This is a genomic window from uncultured Gimesia sp. (assembly GCF_963972345.1).
GTDB lineage: Bacteria > Planctomycetota > Planctomycetia > Planctomycetales > Planctomycetaceae > Gimesia.
Map to the genome: position 1 here is coordinate 1 of NZ_CAXAVM010000081.1, position 19,434 is coordinate 19,434.

Below are 19,434 nucleotides of genomic sequence, written 5' to 3' on the forward strand. Positions count from 1 at the left end.
ATCACGAACGGGTGTGGTTTCAGGCAGTGCAAATCGGGAAAAAACAGGCTCATTTTTAGTGAAGATCCGGAACAGGTGGCTTGTGTTTCAGTGCACTGTAAACTGGTCACGCGCGCGACTCAATTCAGTGCTTATCGCCAGCGGCGCGGCGGCGTCAAGGGGAGTTTATTCAGCAGGAGTGATCATATGAGACGAATAGACAATGTTCCGTTCGACGGTCGCGTCTTCCCGATCATCAGGGTCGACTATCATAGATTGAGAGCTGCGATGGTTCATTGTGTTGCGCTCTGGAAATTTGTCGGAATCGGACCCAGCCAGATAGCGGGCAAAGAACAGCGGACAAAGAACAGCGGAGAGGGTTGTTGATCAGGCTACGAACTGAGCCGAACGGGAGACAGCAGAAAGAAAAATGCTCAGGTCTATTTGCCGGATCGCATTTGACGTCGAAATTCGAGAGGCGTCTGCCCGACATGTTTTTTGAAGGCGAAGCAGAATTGTCCGGAGGCGCAAAAACCGGTCGCGCCGGCAATCTGCTCGACGGTTTTATCTGTGGAAATCAGTAACTGTCTGGCTCGTTCGATTTTGATACGGCGAATCTCAACTGCGGGGGTACTGTTCAACAGTTGGCGGAAGCGCTGTTCGAGGGAACGACGGGAGAGGGAAACATTCTGCAGAACGTCACTGACCTGAATGCCGGTATGAGCGTGCACGCGAATGAAGCGGAGGGCATCGACAAACAGGGGATCGTCAATGGCCAGCATTTCGGAAGACTGACGTTCGATGACATTCAGAGGAGGCAGAGTAATGACTTTTGATTTCACTTTCTTACCCTTCAGCAGCGAATCCAGAATCCGGACACTGGTCATGCCAATCTGTTCGCTGGCCAGGACAATGCTGGACAGCGGAGGGGTTGAGATATTACAGAGCAGTTCATCCGTGTCAGCCACCAGGATCGCGATTTCTTCCGGTACCCGGAAACCGACTGCGTTACAGACCTCGGTTAACAGGACTCCGGAATGCGGGTCGGCGGCGAAGACAGCCAGGGGACGGGGGGCCTGCTGCAGCCATTGGAGGGTGCGTTCCTGAACCGAAGATTTGTCGCGCGTAGTTGTATTTCCCCGAAAGGTATCGCAGGTGAATCCCGCGGCCTGGACGACTTCCCGGAAGTGATCTCCCCGCGAGGGAGAATACCGCTGGCTGGGAGGACCATAGTAGGCGAAGTGGCTGAAGCTCCGCGCGCGAAAGTGGGAGAATGCCATCTCGGCCCGTTTTACGTCATCTGTTTTAACGCGATACCAGTCGGGAGCATCTTTCTCCCAGGAAGACACATTGACCGTGGGGAGATTGAGGCCTCTGACATGCTCGGCTGTTTTATCATCACGTATGGCTGCGATGATGCCATCTCCCAGCCAGTTACGAGGCACGCGAAGTCGCCATTGTCGATCGCGGGGAGCGATCCACAAGTTCCAGGGAAGGACGTTGCGGACAGCTGCTGCGATTCCCTGAATGACACTGCGTCCCCATGTGTCATCCGGATCGATCAGCAAGGCGATCTGTCTGTTATCTGGAATCGTCAGAGACTGAGAACGGGAGCGGGGAGGCATGGTAGGGCACCTGAAGCAACTAAAAAAGGGTGTGCGCAATTTCGATATCAGTTTGCGCATTCTCGGATTGTTTCACAAGTCAGCAGCAGTAAAGTAGTATGCAAAACTTACTGGATATGGCGATACTGTAGAGAATGCTGTAGAGAACTCAGAACCCGATCCTGGTTCACTCATGTTGAACGAAAATATATAGTGCGGCTCGGGTTTTCTGCCGAAAAATCGACTCGTGCTATTGAGATTACCCCGGAGGAGAACAAGTGGCTTTTACCATGAAGATGTGCTTCAGCTTAGTGTTTCTGATTTGTCTGCTGAACACAGGAGCTGGATTCGGCGCAGAACAGTTCGACTATGTGATCGCAAACGGGACCATACATGATGGGACCGGTAAGGTGATTGAAAGAGGGTACGTCGCAGTCCGTGACGGAAAAATCCATTCCGCAGGCCCGGGTGAAGGCCCGGCATGTGAGTACCGCATTGATGCGACCGGGCTCGTGATCTGTCCGGGTTTCATCGATCTGCATACCCACAGCGATCGCGGTATTGTCGATCCTAAATCGAGGGGCGCGGTGAATTATCTGCTGCAGGGATGTACGACCTCGGTGACCGGAAACTGCGGGATGGGGCCGATTGACGTTCAGAAGTTCTACGACAATGTGGACAAAGCAGGCGCCGGAACCAATGTTGCCCACCTGTTACCACAGGGGGAACTGCGTTCGCATGTTATTGGGAAGGTCAATCGCAAGGCGACCCCGGCAGAACTGCAGAAAATGCAACGGCTGACATCCCAGGCGATGAAAGAGGGTGCCTGGGGAATGTCTACCGGGCTGATTTACACCCCCAGCACATATGCAGACACAGAGGAACTCACAGCGCTGGCGAAAGTGATTGGTGATGCAGGGGGCATCTATGCCAGCCACATTCGCGGAGAAGAAGAGGGGCTGGTCGGCTCCATTCAGGAAGCGATTCGTATTGGAGAGGATGCGTCGATTCCGGTTCATATTTCGCATCTGAAAGTGAAGGGAACGCCGAACTGGGGCACTCTCAGGCTGGCGATTACACTGATCAGGGAAGCCCGGGATAAAGGTCAGCGTGTGACAGCCGATCAATATCCTTATATCGCGGCAAGTACTTCGCTGGCAGCCACGATCTTTCCGCCCTGGTCGATGTCCGGTGGCGTCGATCAACTGGTCAAGCGACTGGATGAACCGGAAGTCGGTGCCAAAATTCGTGCGGCGGTCGAAAAAAGCCTGGACATCAAAGAAGACGGCAAACAGATTGTGATTGCCCAATACAGCCCGCGACCTGAATGGGTCGGTAAAAATCTGCGAGAAATTGCCAAAGCCGAACAGAAAACAGCTCTGCAAATTGCTGAAGAGATCATGCGAAGTGGTGGGGCGCAGATTGTGAATTTCGCCATGAATGAAGAAGAGGTTCGGAACGCGATGACGAATCCCTGGGTCGCGACTGCTTCGGATGGCGGGGTGATGATTCCAGATGCGACGCGTCCCCATCCCCGTAATTATGGTGCTTTCCCCCGTAAGATCGGCCACTACGCCATTCGCGAACAGGTCATTCCCCTGGAACAGGCCATTCGCAGTGCCACCGGTCTGCCGGCAGATATCCTGGGACTGACTGATCGTGGTTACCTGAAACCGGGACAGGCAGCAGATATCGTTGTCTTCGACCCTCAAACTATTATTGATACGGCGACGTTCGAAAATCCACACCAGTATGCAGATGGCATGCGGTATGTCTTCGTCAATGGAGTGGCAGCTGTTTATGAAGGCACTCCCACCGGTGCGCTTGCCGGTCGTGCTCTGCGGAAAAAATCGGCTCCCTGAACAGGGGCAGCGATCTGGCTTAAATAACGTTTTCGGTTCTGATCTCTCATTTAACACTGGTTGAAACTATGGATACTGCTGCACTCGCTTCTTTAAAATCGACTGGGCCTGGATTGGAAACAATCAAAAACTATCGACGCATCGCAATTGCTGTAGGACACGACGCTCCCTTGTCAAATTCTAAGACAGCCATGAGCCTGTTACGTTATCGAGGTGAGCACTGCCTGGCTGTGATCGACCCGGCGCATTGTGGAAAAACGACTCAGGAGCTCTACGGCATCGGCGGTGCCACTCCCGTCGTCGGCTCCCTGGCTGAAGTGGACTCGCCGGATGCGCTCTTTATCGGCATCTCACCTCCCGGCGGTCAGATGCCGGAAGAACTGAGTCTTGTGATCTCCACAGGAATCCAGCGCGGATTAGATATTGTTTCCGGTCTGCATGAGTTTCTTGTCGAAAATGAAGGCTTCTGCCAGGAGGCGGAACGGAGCGGAAGTCTGCTGATTGACGTTCGCAGGAACCAGCATCGCAAAACGGCCGTGTGTGCTGATTTTCGTCCCGGCTGTCTGCGGATTCATGCTGTCGGACAGGATTGCAGTGTTGGGAAGATGGTCACCATGCTGGAACTCGAACGGGGGCTGCAGAAGCGTCAGGCGGATGCAAAGTTTCTGGCGACCGGACAGACCGGCATTATGATTGTGGGAAATGGTGTGCCTGTTGACTGTGTGGTCTCCGACTTTGTGAACGGGGCCGTCGAGGAACTGGTGCTGCAGAATGAGCAACACGAGATTTTGCTGATTGAAGGGCAGGGCAGTATCACTCATCCCGCTTTCTCGGCTGTGACGCTGGGATTACTTCATGGCTGTGCCCCGCAGGGACTGATCTTCTGTTATGAAGCCGCCCGACCTCATGTCAAAGGATTGCCTCATGTTCCGTTGAAGGCGCTGGAACGCTACCGGGAACTCTACAAACAACTGGCTTCTGAACGGTATCCGGCGGAAGTGATCGGAGTTGCCTTAAATGGTCGGAATATTTCTGCAGCACAGGCCGAGATTGAGAAGCAGCAGGTGGGAGATCTGCTGGGGTTACCCGTCTGCGATGTTTATCGCGATGGTTCCGAAGTTCTCGTTGACGCTGTTCTGGAACTGAAAACGAGGATCACGGCGTGAAACTCCACTGGCAACGGGTTGAACTTCCACTGAAAGATCCATTCACAATTGCGCGCGGAACGCTTTATCATCAGCAGTGCCTGATTGTGGGTCTGACTCATGGTGATGTAACCGGCTACGGCGAAGTGACCTGTAATTCCTACTATGGTCACACGTATGAATCGCTGGAAACTTCATTGAGCCAGGTTAGAGAGTTGATCGCCGATGGGGATCTGATTCACCCAGGCGAATTGTATGATCGCTGCAGCGAGGTTATTGCTCACGACAGATTCGCACTCTCGGCAATCGATGGCGCCGCTTACGACCTGTTTGGAAAGATACATGGCATGCGGACAACGGAAGTTCTCGGTCTGCCTGCGATCAATCAGACGCAATCCAGTTATACGCTGGGCATTGATTCGATTGAGGAAATGGTGCGTAAGTACCGCGAACAACCCGGCTGGCCTGTCTATAAGATCAAACTGGGAACGCCGCATGATCTTGAGATTGTCCAGGCTTTACGGCAGGAGACTGATGCGACGATTCGCGTCGATGCGAATTGTGGCTGCTTTAGCATGTGGCTGGACGCCGAAGCAGACCATTGCGAATTCCCGTGTATTGGCTGAACTGGGGGTCGAATTTATTGAGCAGCCATTACCCGCCGACGCGCCCGCTGAATCGCACCGGAGGGTATTTCTTGAAAGTGTATTACCCGTAATTGCAGATGAGAGTTGTCGGACAGAAGCGGATGTGGAAAAGTGCCACGGTCTGTTTCATGGAATCAATGTCAAACTCTGCAAATGCGGAGGCCTGACTCCCGCGAGCCGCATGCTAAAGCAGGCCCGCGAGCTGGGAATGAAAACAATGGTCGGGTGCATGATTGAATCGACGGTCGGCATCTCGGCGGCCGCGCAATTGCTGCCGTTACTGGACTACGCCGATTTCGATGGTGCCACTCTGCTGGCTGCCGACTCTGCGCGGGGAGTCACCATCCGAAATGGCAAAGTGGAATTCAGTTCAATTTCGGGCAGTGGGATTGAACTGCTGATCTGACCGACGCGGATTAAGATTTGGCAACCCTGAAGTGAGTACCAGTCGTCGAGACCAGGATTCGCTGATGATCCTCGCACTTGCATTTGATACGCTGCCTGACCTTCAGTTCACGTTCAGCGTGACGAGCGTTCTCGTTATTGATAGGCAGAGACCGTGATCACACAATTCACGAAAATCAGCAGTAATTCGAGTGTTTCTTCCCCTTCAGGCCAGAAGATGCGCTAGTTCCGGGACGCGTGGTCTCTCAATCTGGAATAGTCGGGCGGTTCCACTCAGTCGAATACACTCGGGAGCATGCGGACCATTTCGGTCCAGGTAGCGTTCCAGCTCTGACAAGTCACTGGATTCTGCCTCTGCTTGTAATTAAACTGAGAGCACCAATATCAACTTACCTCCAGAACCGTTTTCGCTCTTTTAACAGGGATTGCGCTCGAACAATGAAACATTTCTTATTCCTCATTGCAGACACACCAATGAAATCCGCTTGCTGGGCCGTTTCTCTGTGCTTATCACTCCTCGTTGCAGACTTCGCCAGTGCGGCGCCGCTGGTTTATGAAGGTACTGACGGCGCGGGGAAAGGAAAGCATATTGTTTTTCTGGCAGGCGATCATGAATACCGCTCTGAGGAATCGTTGCCGGAACTGGCACGCATTCTCGCGAAGCATCACGGCTTTAAATGTACCGTGCTGTTTAATATCGATCCGCAAACGGGGGAAATTGTAGCGGGTAACTCAAACATGCCAGGCATGGAAGCCCTCAAGACGGCGGATCTCGCGGTAGTGTTTCTGCGATTCCAGAATTTTCCCAAAGAACAGATGCAGCATTTTGATGATTACCTCAAACGGGGCGGGCCGGTGGTGGGAATGCGCACCGCGACGCACGCATTCAATATGCCTGCGACGGCTCCTTTCTCGGAGTATTCCTACAACAGCAAAGATCAGGATTACGAACTGGGCTTTGGTCATCAGGTGCTGGGGCAGACCTGGGTGGGGCACTATGGAACCAACCATAAGCAGAGCACACGTATCACAGTTGTAGACAGCAAACAGAAACATCCGATTCTCCGTGGAGTGAAAGACATCTGGGTGCAGGCGGGCGGCTATGTCGGCAAGCCAACTGATGGTGAAGTTCTGACGATGGCCCAGCCTCTGAACGGGATGAAGCAGGATTCCCCTGCAGATGAGACGAAGCCGCCGATGCCTTCGGAATGGACCCGAACGTATACCTCCCCGTCGGGAAAGAAGGGCCGCGTATTCACGACGCTCTATGGGACCCCTGAGGATCTGTTGAATGCAGGCTATCGTCGGATGCTGGTCAACGCCTGTTTCTGGGCACTGGGAATGGAAGACGCGATCAAAGCGGACGCGGACGTTTCCTTCGTCGGGCCGTTCAACCCCAACACATTCGGCAATGGCACGTACGCTCGCGGCATCAAACCGGAAATGTATGCGGGCTTCAAAAGTCCGATTCCCGCCAACAACAACACGAAAAAGCCGGAAGAAAAACACAAAGGGCATCAGCATTCCCCCGGAAAAAATAAGAAACCCGGTAAAAAACAGGGGAAGAAACCAACGGCTGCACTCGTAACCGGAAAGCCCGCACGGTTTGTCCGCATCGAACTTCCCGGCAAGAAACAGATCCTTACGCTGGCAGAAGTCGAAGTGATCAGTGGCGGGAAAAATATCGCGAAAGAGGGCAAGGCCACTCAGTCGAGTACAATGGGTTCCGCAGTCGCTGCCAAAGCCCTGGATGGCAATAAAAGCTCTGACTGGGGGAAAGGGGGGCAGACCCATACTGCCAATGCGGGAACAGAAAATCCCTGGTGGGAAGTTGATCTCGGTCGCGCTGTTGACGTCGAAAAAGTGGGTATCTGGAACCGTCAGGGATTTGAGGGGCGCCTCGAAGATTTCACGCTGACGCTGCTGGATGCGAATCGCAAAGAGGTGTTTCGGCTCACGAATGTGGCTGCTCCCTTTGCTATGGAGATTGATATTAAGAACAAGGGAAAGCAGGAATACCTGACCTTCGACGGAAAACCGGGTGTCCCTTATAAGTCGACTTCCAAGTCAGTCGGTTCAGATTCCCCCCCTCAAGTCGAAGATCTTACGCTGGTCGAGGTGCCCGCCGGTTATCGCGATCCGCTTCCGTTTGCGTTTCAGCAAGACGATGTCGTTGCCATCCTGGGTAACGGGCTGCCGGATCGGATGCAGCATGACGGGTGGCTGGAAACGCTGCTGCAGAGTGAACTGCAGGGAAAGCAGGTTCGTTTTCGCAACATGAGCGCGAGCGGTGATCGTGTGGATTCGTTCCCGCGCAGCAAAGGAGCCGCCACCATAACCGAATATCTGCGACATGTGAAGGCAGACGTGGTCCTGGCGTTCTTCGGTTATAACGAATCATTTGAAGGCGTGAAGAAAGCGGACGAGTATCAGAGAAAGCTCGTCGACTTTGTCAAAAAGACACGAGGATCCAAGGCAAACGGAAAATCATTCCCGCGGATTGTGTTATTCAGTCCCATCGCACACGAAGACACCGGAAATAAAAACGTACCTGACGGCAAGGCGCACAACATACAACTGGCGGCTTACACCAAGGCAACAGCAGCGGCAGCCCGGGAAGCGGGAGTCGCGTATGTGGACCTGTTCCATCCTTCCCTGCAGATGTTCAAGGAATCAAGCACACCTCTGACCATCAACGGCGTTCATCTGACCGAAGAAGGTAACAAACAGCTGGCTGAAATTATTTCCTCAGCATTGGCCGGTCATCAGGTCAGCGCATCACAAACGCTCGAGCCCCTGCGGTCTGCTGTACTGGATAAGAATTATAAGTGGAATAACCGCTATCGCGCCCGTGACGGCAATGATGTGTGGGGTGGCCGTTCCATTCTCGCATTCACGAACGATCAGACCAACGCGGTTGTTCTGCAGCATGAACTGTCGATGCTGGATGTGATGACAAACAATCGGGATGCCCGGATCTGGGCGGTGGCCCGGGGCGAGGACTTCAAAGTCGATGACAGTAACGTGCCGGCACCGGTTAAGGTCATCTCGAACGTCGGTGGCGGGAGCAAGAGTTCCAGCGCGGTGAAAGAGGGGAACCTGAACTACATCAGCGGCGCGGAAGGCATTGAGCATATGGCCGTCGCTGACGGGTTTGAAGTCAGCCTGTTCGCCGATGAAAAACAGTTTCCCGAACTGGTGAATCCGGTGCAGATGCAGTTCGATACCAAAGGCCGCCTGTGGGCCGCTGTCTGGCCGACTTATCCCAAGTGGGAACCACTGAAAGAGATGAACGATGCGTTGCTGATATTACACGATGATAACAACGACGGCAAAGCGGACCGCGTAACCGAGTTTGCCCGGATTCAGAATCCTCTGGGATTCGAGTTCTGGAATGGAGGTGTCCTTGTTGCCTCCGCGCCGGAAATTGTATTCCTCAAAGATACTGACGGCGACGATGTAGCCGATGTCCGTACCGTGATGCTGCAGGGGCTCGATTCTTCTGATACTCATCACGCGGCGAACAATCTGATCTACGGGCCCGATGGTGCCATTTACTGGCAGAGTGGCGTATTCATGGTGCATAACCACGAACACCCCTGGGGACCCTCTCTGCAGGCTGCTGAATCGGCCATGTATCGCTTCGATCCGCGGCGGTTTACCATTTCGATGCATGCGGTCAATTCTCCTAACCCGCACGGCATCGCATTTGACTACTGGGGTTATCACTACGCGACCGATGGTACCGGCGGCCGGGCCTATCAGGTTCGTCCGGATAAAGCCGGGTTCACAATGCACGAACTGCTCAAGAAAGAGGTTCGTCCCGTCACGGCCAGCGAAATAGTCAGCAGTGCTCACTTCCCCGAATCAATGCAGGGCGACTTCCTGATCTGTAACGTGATCGGTTTCCTGGGCATTAAACACTACGACCTGGCGCGGAACGCCGAAGAGGGGACCGTGTGGGGCGAGCCTGCCGGTGATGATCTTACCGTCATGCGACTCAATCCCGACGGCACCAAAACAGAAGATAAATCCAAAGGTCTGATGATGAGCGGGGACAAGAATTTCCGCCCCGCTGATGCGATATTTGCCCCCGATGGATCGCTGTATTTCTGCGACTGGCACAATGTCATCATCGGTCACATGCAGCACAATGTGCGAGACCCGAATCGCGATCATCAGCATGGCCGCATTTACAGAATGACCGCCAAGGGACGTCCTCTGCAGGAACCGGTTGCCATTGATGGCCAGCCGATTGCCGCCTTGCTCGACAATCTGAAATCGCCCATTGACGGCATTCGCCACCGTACCCGCGTTGAACTGAGTGAACGCGATTCTGCCTCAGTGATTGCGGCCACGCAGGAGTGGGTCAAACAGTTTGATCCGAACAAAAAAGAAGACGCGCATCACCTGCTCGAAGCACTCTGGGTACATCAGCAACACAACGATCGTAACCTGGAATTACTGGGAGTGCTGTTGAAGTCTCCCGAACCTCATGCCCGGATTGCCGCGAATACGGTGAAGCATTTGTGGTTCAATGTCGAAGGAACCATGCGTGGTGGTGTGATCGCGGAAACAGAGGAAGCGGCGACACAAAAGTCCGGTATTCTCAGCGACACATCGGAACTGACCACGATTCGCATCGGGACGGTTCGTGAACGCATGCGATATGACGTTACGAAACTTACCGTGAAGCCGGGAAAGAAGGTGAAACTGACTTTCGCCAACCCTGATTATATGCCTCACAACATCATGCTGGTCAATCCCGGCAAAGCCGATGAAGTGGGACTGGCAGCAATTGCCCTGGGCGCCAGCGGATTTTCGGTCGGCTTTGTTCCCGAGAGCAAAGAAATTCTCTGGGCCAGCAAACTGGTTGACCATGGCCAGGAAGAAGTGATCGAGTTCGTCGCTCCAACGAAAGAAGGCGCGTATCCTTACATCTGCTCTTTTCCCGGTCACCACATGTTGATGCGGGGTACGATGTACGTGACCAACGATCTGAAAACGTTTCTCGCGAAGAACCCGGAACAGGAAATCAAGATTACAAAATGGAAACTGGCCGATCTGGAACCAGACTTGAAACGGGTGGAACAGCATCGGAATTTCACGCGGGGGCAGGAACTCTTCACGAAGCTGGCCTGTGCCCAGTGCCACAAAATGGATGACAGCAGCGTCACCCTCGGCAAGAATCTTTCCATTGGACCCAATCTTGATGAAGTGGTGAAAAAGCATAAGCACGATGCCAAGGCGATCCTGGCAGAAATACTTGAGCCTTCCCGCAAGATTGAGGACAAGTTCCGCACGGTGCTGCTCGTCCTGGAAGACGGGCGGAGCCTGAACGGGAACATCGTCTCTGAAGATGAAACTTCACTCACAATCGTCACGGGGCCTCCCCAGGTCAAGGAGCAGAAAGTGCTCAAGAGTGCTGTCGAGTTTCAACGCTTCTCGCCGATTTCCATTATGCCGGCGGACCTGCTGAATACCCTGGACAAAGAGCAGATTCTGGATCTGCTCGCATACGTGCTTACAGGCGGCAATGCAAAGGCTGCTGCGTTTCACCATCATCATTAAACAGGGTTCATCTTTGATGAGCAGCCCGATTGTGCACCCGGCCCGAAGTTGATTCGGGCCGGGCTGGAATGCCGACACCGATGGCTTCTTCGCTTCCATCAAGGCGGAAACAGAACTGCTCGCCTTTTGAAACGCCTGGCCGAAATGTGACTTCGAAAGAATGTTTCCGCATTCCTCTATTCTGTAACTGCGAACAAGCGGGCCGTGCTTCGCGGGGAATGACCAGCACTGGTTATTGATTGGAGTGAATGTCAAGCGGAATCAGGTGAGATCGCAGCCAGGGCATCCTCCCGTGTGTCAAATAGAGGCCAATAGGTTCCCACTTTGATGCATTTGAGAATCTGCTGCATATTTTCACAGGCATTACAAAAGACGGCATGACCCCCACTTTGATTTGCAGACTGCACCAGGCGAATGATAGAGGTGATTATGATCGAATCCAGATACTCGACTCGGGAGAGATCGATAATGACATTCTTGTATTCCGGTGATTTGAACAGATTTAATACCTTGTTCGATTCGACCTGAACGTTGCTGTAGAGATATTGAAGCGTCGACCCCTGGGGAATGAGAATGAAATGGGGCGGGTAAACTTCGACTTTGAAAATATCAAACTTGTCTATCATTGACATATCCTGAATGCGAAAAAGCAGCAATGTCTGAAAACAACTCAAGGTGAATGAAATCAGGTGAGCCACGAAGCTCGTTTCACTCTATTGGTTTTCCGTATCAGTGTTGTTCTTGAGAGGATGCTCATCGCAACTTGTGAAATGGGTCTAATCGATTGAGTGAGTCTCTGGTTCAATGTGATTCGCTCTCCTCTTGCAACTTCAGGCTGGCTGATTGTTTCTTCCATTGGCAGCAGACGTGTGAGTGGGGAACGCGTTATTTTTCACGATGCAGTGTGCCATGTAGCTGATTGCCTGATGAGTCTTGTACTGAGTCTCCCGTCTGCTCATCAAAGTGATAGAGGAGAAGTGTCTGGTCATCGACTGCGAAATCTGCTGGAGGCGTAAATGGTGTGTGAAAGCGTTCGCTGTTTGAAATCCGAAGTGCATGCAGGTGTCCTTCAAATCCGTGAGCAGAGTTTTTTACAGCTGCAGGCGCACCGCCAATCCAGAGTGGTTCCTGCAGGCAATCCTTGACGATTTCTCTGGCGCGTACAAAATCCATATTACTCATTCTACGTGTCTCACAGGGCAGTCCGTTCAGGAACAGTTTCCATCTCGAATTATTCCACTGGCAGGCAATGTGAATGGGGCGATCGGTGGCTGCATTTCTGCTGGAAACCGATGAAATAGGAATTTCCTGGGATCGCGGATTCAGCAGAGACCATGTCCAGTACTCTCCCTGGTTAACATGATATTTCAAACTGAGTGAGCCCCACTGAAAAAGGGTCTGATGCGTCAGTTTTTTATCGGTAGCGGGTGAGACCCAGGCTTCAATCGTGAATGTTCCCTCAGAATTATCCGGCAGCTTTGTTTCGAGCCAGTCATCGCCAGTAAAGTGGATTCCCCGACTGGTGAGTTGTGGGTCCGTCTTTAGACTGCTTGACCAGGCGGCGCCGAGGATTCTGCCATGATTATGCATGCCGCTGAGATCGTGCAACAGGTCTCCGCTTCCCTGTTCAAAGCGGTATAAAGCGACCGTTGATTCATGCTGCGTCAACAGAGACGCTGGCTGAAAGGCAGCATCGTACATCACTTCTTCGCTGATGCGCAACTGCGAAATATTACCCTGAAATCCCCGATGCTGCCCGTCTTCGATGATGGAGCCGGTGCCGATTCGAAAGAGCGATCGTAAGTAGCGTGCTTCACGCGGCGATCTGTGCTTTGTTATTTTTTCCGGTGCCTGCCCGTCCACAAACACATTCAGAGTCGTTCCGTCGTAAACACCCGCAATATGATGCTTGCCGGGAGTGATTTCGGCGGAGAAGGCATGCCAGGTCCATGTTCCTTCGTAGTAATAAACGTGAACGCGCTGATTTCTGAGAACGCAGTAAGTGGCCCGCAGATGAGAATGCAGATCGTAAATGACCGTGGATGAAAACTGGTCGTTCATGCTCTCCTCAGAGATGTCTGCCCAGCATTCAATTGTCAGGGGATCGGAGGGCCTGCGATAATCGTAAACGGCTTCCACGGTATCGTCGACTCCATTGAAGTGCAGTGAAAAGCCTGCGAGATGGTCCAGGTCTTTGTTTGCCGGATTGGGTGTGGCACAAACGCGGAAGCCTGTCGTGGCATCCCGCATCACCGGCAGGCGGCCCTCACGATAACCTGAACGACAAGAGACAGAGTCCTGGATAGCAGATCCACCACGCAGCATCCTGTGGGTTCCCGTATGCGGGCCGGAAGGATTATTCACCGGATTGGAGAAACTCTCTTCGTTCGAAAAATAATCGCGGCACCATTCTGTGACATTCCCATGCATGTCGTACAGTCCAAATGCATTTGCCTGAAGTTGACCACAGGGGTGAGTATGAGTCGTACCAAATCTGCCGTAGCGGGACAGTTGCTGTTCTCCGGGGGCAAACCACGGTGTGGTTGTTCCGGCGCGACACGCGTATTCCCACTGCGACTCGGCAGGCAGGTCGAACGAAAGCCGGGCCTGTTTGCGGGTCAACCAGCCACAAAAGTTGCGGGCGTCATACCAGGTCAGGTTGGAAACGGGATGATCATCGTTGAGCGTGCCCCCCAGATCACTGGCCCAGGTGATCTGCGGATCCCGTTTCGATGTCGTGAAGTCAGTCCCTCCACGCCCATCTCGTTCGGCATCGGTCCGGTACTGAGACTGTGCGACGAATTGTCGAAATTGTTTCCGCGAAATTTCCGTACGGCTCATATAAAAAGGTTGAGTAATACGTGCCAGGCGGTAGGGCAGGTCGGCCGTCAATACCTGGTATTTGATTTTCTGTTGTGTTGTGGATGCTTTCGTATTTTTCAGCGTTTCATCCAGTGTTCCCATCATGAATTCACCGGGGGGAATCAGCTCCAGGTCAATATTGACGCCAGCTCCGAGGGGGACTTCCATCTGTGGAGGCAGTTTGAGAAAGTCAGCCCAGGCCTGTTGCACCTCCCGGATGCGCTCGGGGGTATCGTTGACCAGCACGGGGTCCGGCATTTCGACGGGCCATTTGAACTCCTTATTTATCTCGGGCGTTTTGCCGGGATCAAATTCTTCCCAGATGGCGCCTTCGATCTTTCCATCTCGACCGTTTCCGCTGAGGTCAGGAATTACCTTTCCCGTATCGGAATTGAAGTGGTACAGCAGCAGTGTCGAGTCATGCGAAGTCAGCTCTTTTTCTGGAGCGAAATCTTCCAGGTAAATTGCTCCTCTGGAAAAACGACATTGATGCAGCAGTCCGGCAAAGCAGGATTTTTTTTCGGCGACGGGACGTCCAATCAGAGCCGGATCGGGATTGGCGCAGAGGTGAACGGGAATGGGAGAATGTCGATGTCGGCGTCTTACCGGGTAATTGAGCCCCTGTTTTTTGCCATTCACATACATGCCGATACTGATCCCGTCAAAGACGGCAGCAAGATGTACTTTCTTGCCACAGCCGATCTGCTGCGAATTAGTGTGATTTGCGTAATAGATGCCATCATGAAACATGAACTCCGGCATCGTGCCATCTTTAAGGCGCATCAGGAATCCTGCAGTCTCCGCATTGGAAATGATTTCCATGTTTCGGGGGCGTTCTTCACAGTCCGGTGTGAGCCAGGCTTCGAAGGTAATCGGTTCTCCACTGTCATAGATAAAAGGTGTTTCTACAAAGTCATCGACGCCATCAAACCGCAGGACATGCTGTTCCTGTTTTTCGGGTATCACGGCAGGTGCTGGTGGTACCACCGGGCTGGTCTGTTCGGAAGAGTTATTTTCTGCAGCCGGGAATGCCAGCAGCAGAGCGTACACATACAGCCCCAGCAGGCCGAGGGACGCCATAACCGTATATCTTTTCCATCCCGGCGAGCGCTGGACGGGCTGGTTTTTAAGTATGTACTCCAGTGAATCGGCGGTTCCCGGGCGGTTCTGTAACGCAGCAGTCACTTCCTCGGCGGCCGGTCTGAGTTGCGGATCCCATTCCAGCATGGATTTCAGCAGTTTGCGATCGACCCGGTTGATTGACTGGAACTGACTGGCTGGATTGATGATCTCCAGCGTTTTCAGGTCTCGGTTCAGAGGGTGTCCTGTGAGCAGAAAATACCAGACACATCCCAGAGAGTAGATGTCGGATTTGGCCGTTGCGTTGCGGGCTGAATTCCATTGTTCCGGGGAAACATAACTGAGCTGACCGAACCCCTGTCGGAACGAGGTCAGTTCCTTGCCATTCCCGGAGCCTTCCGGTTGAAACGCCAGACCAAAATCTGCAATCTGAACATAACCTTTTGTATTGATCAGAATATTACCCGGATGGATATCGCGGTGTACGATGCCCAGCTGGTGAACCGCAGTCAGCCCCGAGGCAACCTGATAGATAATGCTGGCACAAGTGCGCGGGGGAAGGGAAGAGCCGACTTGTTCCAGCCTCTGTTTCAGATTCTGGCCATCTACGTATTCCTGCACAAAATAGGTAAAGCCGTTTTCTTCTCCTGCAAACAGGGCCTTTACCACGTAAGGAGATTCAACGCGGGCCAGCATTTGCACTTCACGCTCAAATCGCTCTGCGAGATCCTTCCAGTCTTTTTGCCGTTCCGTGTTGATGAGTTTTACGGCAACCGGTCGGATCAGGCGCGTATCGTAGCCTTTAAAAACACGGCCCATACCTCCCGCACCGATTTCGTATTCGAGGGAGATCTGCCCGATTGAAATCGGCGGTACCCTGAGCTGATTGATCAGTTCATCCGGTTCGTCGTCCAGTTTTTCCAGTTTATCTCGACATTCCTCACAGGTACCGAAATGCTCTGAGAGTGATTCAATCTGGGTAGAGTCGAGTTTTCCCAGGCTGTAATCTGCAATCTCCTTCAGATTCGGGCAAATTGAGGGGGGAGAGTCAACCACAAATACGCATCCACAAAATAGTATAAGCTGAAGTTCACAAACGCGTTCCAGATAGCATCACTATTAAGGCAGTGTCTTTCAAGCGATTTGAATCGGGTTAAATGCCCCTGAAGACGCTACGGTCGAACGAGACGCAGTCTAAAAGTAAAAGTGTTGTTTCCGAGTGGATTTGTGACAGTTAATTGCTGGAAATCAATAACTTTACAGATCTTCGCCGAGTAAATCTCTGATTTTTCGGAGCGCGCGCGATTGGATTTGACGAATATTCGCGGCTGTTTTATCTAATTCTGCTGAGATTTCCCGAGTCGATTTTCCGGATAGAAAAATCAGTCTCAAAACCTGTTTTTCCTGATCGGTTAATCCGGCGAATTCAATGACTCCCTCAGCGATATCTCTTTTTTCTTCCACTGTTTCGATGTTTTCATCTATCAGATTATGAATATGAATCAGGTTGTCTGTGCCACCGGGAGAATGGATCTGTTTTTTGCGGATATGATTGGCTGCAATATTTCGCAGGCACGTTTTGAGGAGTTTGATATAGCTGTGACGTCCATGTTTCAGACGCAGCTCTGAATTCGAAATGATTTTAAAAACAGCAGCTAATGCCTCCTGGACGACATCTTCCACATCCTCTTTGTTGTACACAATTCGGTTCGTCATGCGATGCAACAGCCAGGCGGAGAGTTCCATCAGCCTGTTCGAGGCTGCACGATCGCCCTGGGAGGCTCTTTGGATCAGTGTAGTCGAGATGGACTCAATATTCATGGCTCGTTGATTGCGTTCTGATGGGAGGGTATTTTCTCTAAATTTGCTGCGATAACGATTTTTCTGTCACAACGATGGATCGGAATCACACCTATTTATGCATAGGGATATTTGTGAAACGGTGGGATCTGTTTCCGGCTCATTCATCGGCATGAAAATGTCTGTGTGTTCATATCGGAGATGATTTAAGTGTGTTTGATATACGTTTTTACCCATACACGAAGTCAAGTGCAAGAACATAGTGGCATTTTTTGAAAGTGCCATGTCAGAAAGGTGTTGTGTTTTGGGGAGACTGGCACAGGAACGGTCTGGCAGACTCATCATTGGAATTCATTTGACGTTTTAAGGAGCAGGGATGCCTGCCCTCTGGGATTCGTTATTTATTAACGGGTTTCAGAGGGTTCCCTTTTTCAGTTTTCAGCACCGTCAGGCCTGACAGAGACGTTGTTCATGGATTTCCTGTCTGACGGAAGTGCAGTTTGATTTATTGCAACAGATGATAATTGGAAAGCGGAGGATGTGATGAAGAATAATATGCTGTTTCTGTTGTTACTTTTCGTAATATCCATTGTGGTTGTACCAGGGCCAGACAGAACCTCTGCGATAAAAAAAGTCGATCTGGCGACAGGTCAGATCACGCGTTGTAATTATGATGATTCCAGCAGGCTGCATGGTCGCTATACCCTGCATGACAAAGCGGGTAACCTGATCGAGGAAGGGGAGTTTGATCATGGCGCCTGCACTTATTTTTCCGTGAACAGTCCGGAGGGAGCACTGTTATTCGAAGTGCGCGAGAATGAAAACTATCTGCTGGTCCAGACATATCCCTGATTCCTTCCCGTAGAGTACGCGCATAAGTTCTACCTCCTGTTGCATAACGCGCCTGTTCCTGCAGTCGGCATGTCCTACAGGAAACGTTGGACGGTTCCGCACGCAGAGCAAGTGCGCTACCAGCATGACCTCGCTTCAGCCATCGCTTTCAGACGAATCGGCGGAAAGAGAAAGACGGTTGATGAGCGAAATTCGCATTGTGACTGATGCGAAAACAGGGGGCTGACACAATTCACGGGGCTTCATCATCCCACCTCAGCAGTTCTCCTCACACCCATTTCCCGGGGACGATTCCTCTCTTCGGTCGGTCTTCCCTCACAGATCCTGTGTCTCCGATTTGTCCGCCTGCTGAGAATAAAACGCTGTAAGTACTGGAATTACTGAGGTATATAATTTTGTTATGCTTGTAATCAATTTCAATAAAGCGGGCAATTCCTCAAGGAAAGACATTGCATCTTTACGCCTGTATGCTATTTTAAATAAAGTAAAATAAGTGCTCTATATGTTTACTGAATTACTAAAGTAATATTTAGTTAAAGTCATGCATTTATTAATTAAATGAGGAAGCACATGAAAATGAATCGACGTGGATTTACACTGATCGAATTATTAGTCGTGATCGCCATTATCGCGATTTTGATTGCCCTGTTACTCCCCGCTGTCCAACAGGCCCGTGAAGCAGCGCGGCGAAGTACCTGCAAAAATAATATGAAGCAGATGGGACTCGCCCTGCACAACTACCATGATATCTATAGTTCGTTTCCGATTGGCGCGCAGAGCAACTACACGAAACCGAACTGGCGAATCGCCATTTTACCTCAAATGGATCAGGCTCCGGCTTTCAACCAGTTAAACTTCAACGGCTACTTTTACGGTACATTTACGAACAATACCGTGTTGAGTACTCTGCGAGTTCCCATCTATAACTGTCCTTCCAGTGCGCTGCCTCCCACCACCCTTGTGCGAAATCCCGATGGTTCACGCGGGCCTGGCCAGGTGATGGACTATGTCGGTATCGCCGGTGCTACAACTGACCCGGCAGGCCGTACTAATGTCTGCTCACCACTGATGAGTCGCGGGGACATCTGGTGCCAAAATGGATTGCTGACCGCGAATATGAATTTCAAGATGCGGGATTGTACGGACGGAACTTCCAACACGGTGATCGTTTCTGAGCAATCAGGTCAAATCGGAACTTCAGACTCGCGCAGCGCCTGGTATGGTGGCTGGCAGGGAGCCCTTAAAACAGGAACGCCCGCTTCGTGGACCGCCAGTGATGTCTGGGGCGCCGGGGTCACTACCATCCGCGATGGTCATGGTATTAATCCCAAGACTGTCGGAAGTGGCGGTGATACTCTGGAAGGCAATACGCATCTGACTTCGTTCCACGTAGGTGGTATCCATGTCTTATTGACCGATGGTGCAGTGCGTTTCCTTTCAGAAAATATCGACTTCGTGACCCTGAAGCAGTTAGCAGCCCGCGATGACGGACAGGTGATTGGCGAATTCTGATTCCATTTAAATTTCCAGAGACACTCCGAGTGCGCGGGCGGCAAAATACATCCAGCTTCTTAAAGCGCACTTGACGTGTCAGATTTCGATGTAGTTTGATCAGAAATTCCACCTG

General features: G+C 51.9%; 13 protein-coding genes and 1 pseudogene. 8 read left to right on the top strand and 6 right to left on the bottom strand.

Features of this window, described 5'->3' with window-relative positions; genetic code table 11:
• Window positions 1-366: pseudogene (locus tag AACZ40_RS14855) on the top strand (hypothetical protein); the annotation flags it as partial.
• A 53-nt stretch (window positions 367-419) separates the two neighbouring features.
• On the opposite strand, the gene AACZ40_RS14860 reads toward AACZ40_RS14855, so the two are convergent.
• Window positions 420-1,604: a DNA-binding transcriptional regulator gene (locus AACZ40_RS14860; RefSeq protein WP_291174580.1), complete on the bottom strand. Its 1,185-nt coding sequence runs from the start codon at window positions 1,602-1,604 to the stop codon at window positions 420-422.
• A gap of 257 nt (window positions 1,605-1,861) precedes the next feature.
• Between AACZ40_RS14860 and AACZ40_RS14865 the strand changes: the two genes are divergently transcribed.
• The 4 genes from AACZ40_RS14865 (at window position 1,862) to AACZ40_RS14880 (ending at window position 5,643) form a co-directional block, all read left to right on the top strand.
• A complete protein-coding gene (locus tag AACZ40_RS14865) occupies window positions 1,862-3,445 on the top strand; it encodes an amidohydrolase family protein (protein WP_291174578.1) in 1,584 nt (527 codons plus the stop codon).
• 170 nt (window positions 3,446-3,615) lie between these two features.
• On the top strand, window positions 3,616-4,611 hold the full coding sequence (locus AACZ40_RS14870; RefSeq protein ID WP_291174576.1) for a DUF1611 domain-containing protein: 996 nt from the start codon (window positions 3,616-3,618) through the stop codon (window positions 4,609-4,611).
• On the top strand, window positions 4,608-5,216 hold the full coding sequence (locus tag AACZ40_RS14875; protein WP_339674838.1) for a hypothetical protein: 609 nt from the start codon (window positions 4,608-4,610) through the stop codon (window positions 5,214-5,216). Before AACZ40_RS14870 ends, AACZ40_RS14875 begins: the two co-directional genes overlap by 4 nt.
• On the top strand, window positions 5,143-5,643 hold the full coding sequence (locus AACZ40_RS14880; RefSeq protein ID WP_339674854.1) for an enolase C-terminal domain-like protein: 501 nt from the start codon (window positions 5,143-5,145) through the stop codon (window positions 5,641-5,643). Before AACZ40_RS14875 ends, AACZ40_RS14880 begins: the two co-directional genes overlap by 74 nt.
• 204 nt (window positions 5,644-5,847) lie before the next feature.
• On the opposite strand, the gene AACZ40_RS14885 is transcribed toward AACZ40_RS14880, so the two are convergent.
• A complete protein-coding gene (locus tag AACZ40_RS14885; RefSeq protein WP_291174573.1) occupies window positions 5,848-5,979 on the bottom strand; it encodes a hypothetical protein in 132 nt (43 codons plus the stop codon).
• A 137-nt stretch (window positions 5,980-6,116) separates the two neighbouring features.
• Here AACZ40_RS14885 and AACZ40_RS14890 point away from each other — a divergent pair, with 137 nt between their 5' ends.
• Window positions 6,117-11,213 (top strand): PVC-type heme-binding CxxCH protein, encoded by a 5,097-nt coding sequence (locus AACZ40_RS14890; protein WP_339674842.1) that lies wholly within the window; start codon window positions 6,117-6,119, stop codon window positions 11,211-11,213.
• Window positions 11,214-11,220: 7 nt separating this feature from the next.
• On the opposite strand, the gene AACZ40_RS14895 is transcribed toward AACZ40_RS14890, so the two are convergent.
• From AACZ40_RS14895 to AACZ40_RS14910, 4 genes are all read right to left on the bottom strand, one after another.
• Complete coding sequence (locus tag AACZ40_RS14895) at window positions 11,221-11,385, bottom strand: hypothetical protein (protein ID WP_291174569.1); 165 nt, start codon at window positions 11,383-11,385, stop codon at window positions 11,221-11,223.
• Between the two features lie 79 nt (window positions 11,386-11,464).
• A complete protein-coding gene (locus AACZ40_RS14900) occupies window positions 11,465-11,839 on the bottom strand; it encodes an STAS domain-containing protein (protein ID WP_291174568.1) in 375 nt (124 codons plus the stop codon).
• 259 nt (window positions 11,840-12,098) lie between these two features.
• Window positions 12,099-16,211: an SUMF1/EgtB/PvdO family nonheme iron enzyme gene (locus tag AACZ40_RS14905; RefSeq protein WP_291174566.1), complete on the bottom strand. Its 4,113-nt coding sequence runs from the start codon at window positions 16,209-16,211 to the stop codon at window positions 12,099-12,101.
• Window positions 16,212-16,412: 201 nt separating this feature from the next.
• Window positions 16,413-16,976: a sigma-70 family RNA polymerase sigma factor gene (locus AACZ40_RS14910; RefSeq protein WP_291174564.1), complete on the bottom strand. Its 564-nt coding sequence runs from the start codon at window positions 16,974-16,976 to the stop codon at window positions 16,413-16,415.
• A 522-nt stretch (window positions 16,977-17,498) separates the two neighbouring features.
• Between AACZ40_RS14910 and AACZ40_RS14915 the strand changes: the two genes are divergently transcribed.
• Together AACZ40_RS14915 and AACZ40_RS14920 are read left to right on the top strand one after the other, a co-directional pair.
• Window positions 17,499-17,807, top strand: coding sequence for a hypothetical protein (locus AACZ40_RS14915; RefSeq protein WP_291174563.1), 309 nt, complete (start codon window positions 17,499-17,501; stop codon window positions 17,805-17,807).
• Window positions 17,808-18,383: 576 nt separating this feature from the next.
• Window positions 18,384-19,319, top strand: a complete 936-nt coding sequence (locus AACZ40_RS14920) for a DUF1559 domain-containing protein (protein ID WP_339674844.1) — start codon at window positions 18,384-18,386, stop codon at window positions 19,317-19,319.
• The last annotated feature ends 115 nt before the right edge of the window (window positions 19,320-19,434 follow it).

What these genes read in the sequence shown, in the direction of transcription:
- AACZ40_RS14860 (WP_291174580.1), bottom strand. Translation starts at nt 1,604, where the DNA reads ATGCCTCCCCGCTCCCGTTCTCAGTCTCTGACGATTCCAGATAACAGA.
- AACZ40_RS14880 (WP_339674854.1), top strand. Translation starts at nt 5,143, where the DNA reads ATGCGAATTGTGGCTGCTTTAGCATGTGGCTGGACGCCGAAGCAGACC.
- AACZ40_RS14890 (WP_339674842.1), top strand. Translation starts at nt 6,117, where the DNA reads ATGAAATCCGCTTGCTGGGCCGTTTCTCTGTGCTTATCACTCCTCGTT.
- AACZ40_RS14895 (WP_291174569.1), bottom strand. Translation starts at nt 11,385, where the DNA reads ATGCGGAAACATTCTTTCGAAGTCACATTTCGGCCAGGCGTTTCAAAA.
- AACZ40_RS14900 (WP_291174568.1), bottom strand. Translation starts at nt 11,839, where the DNA reads ATGATAGACAAGTTTGATATTTTCAAAGTCGAAGTTTACCCGCCCCAT.
- AACZ40_RS14910 (WP_291174564.1), bottom strand. Translation starts at nt 16,976, where the DNA reads ATGAATATTGAGTCCATCTCGACTACACTGATCCAAAGAGCCTCCCAG.
- AACZ40_RS14915 (WP_291174563.1), top strand. Translation starts at nt 17,499, where the DNA reads ATGAAGAATAATATGCTGTTTCTGTTGTTACTTTTCGTAATATCCATT.
- AACZ40_RS14920 (WP_339674844.1), top strand. Translation starts at nt 18,384, where the DNA reads ATGAATCGACGTGGATTTACACTGATCGAATTATTAGTCGTGATCGCC.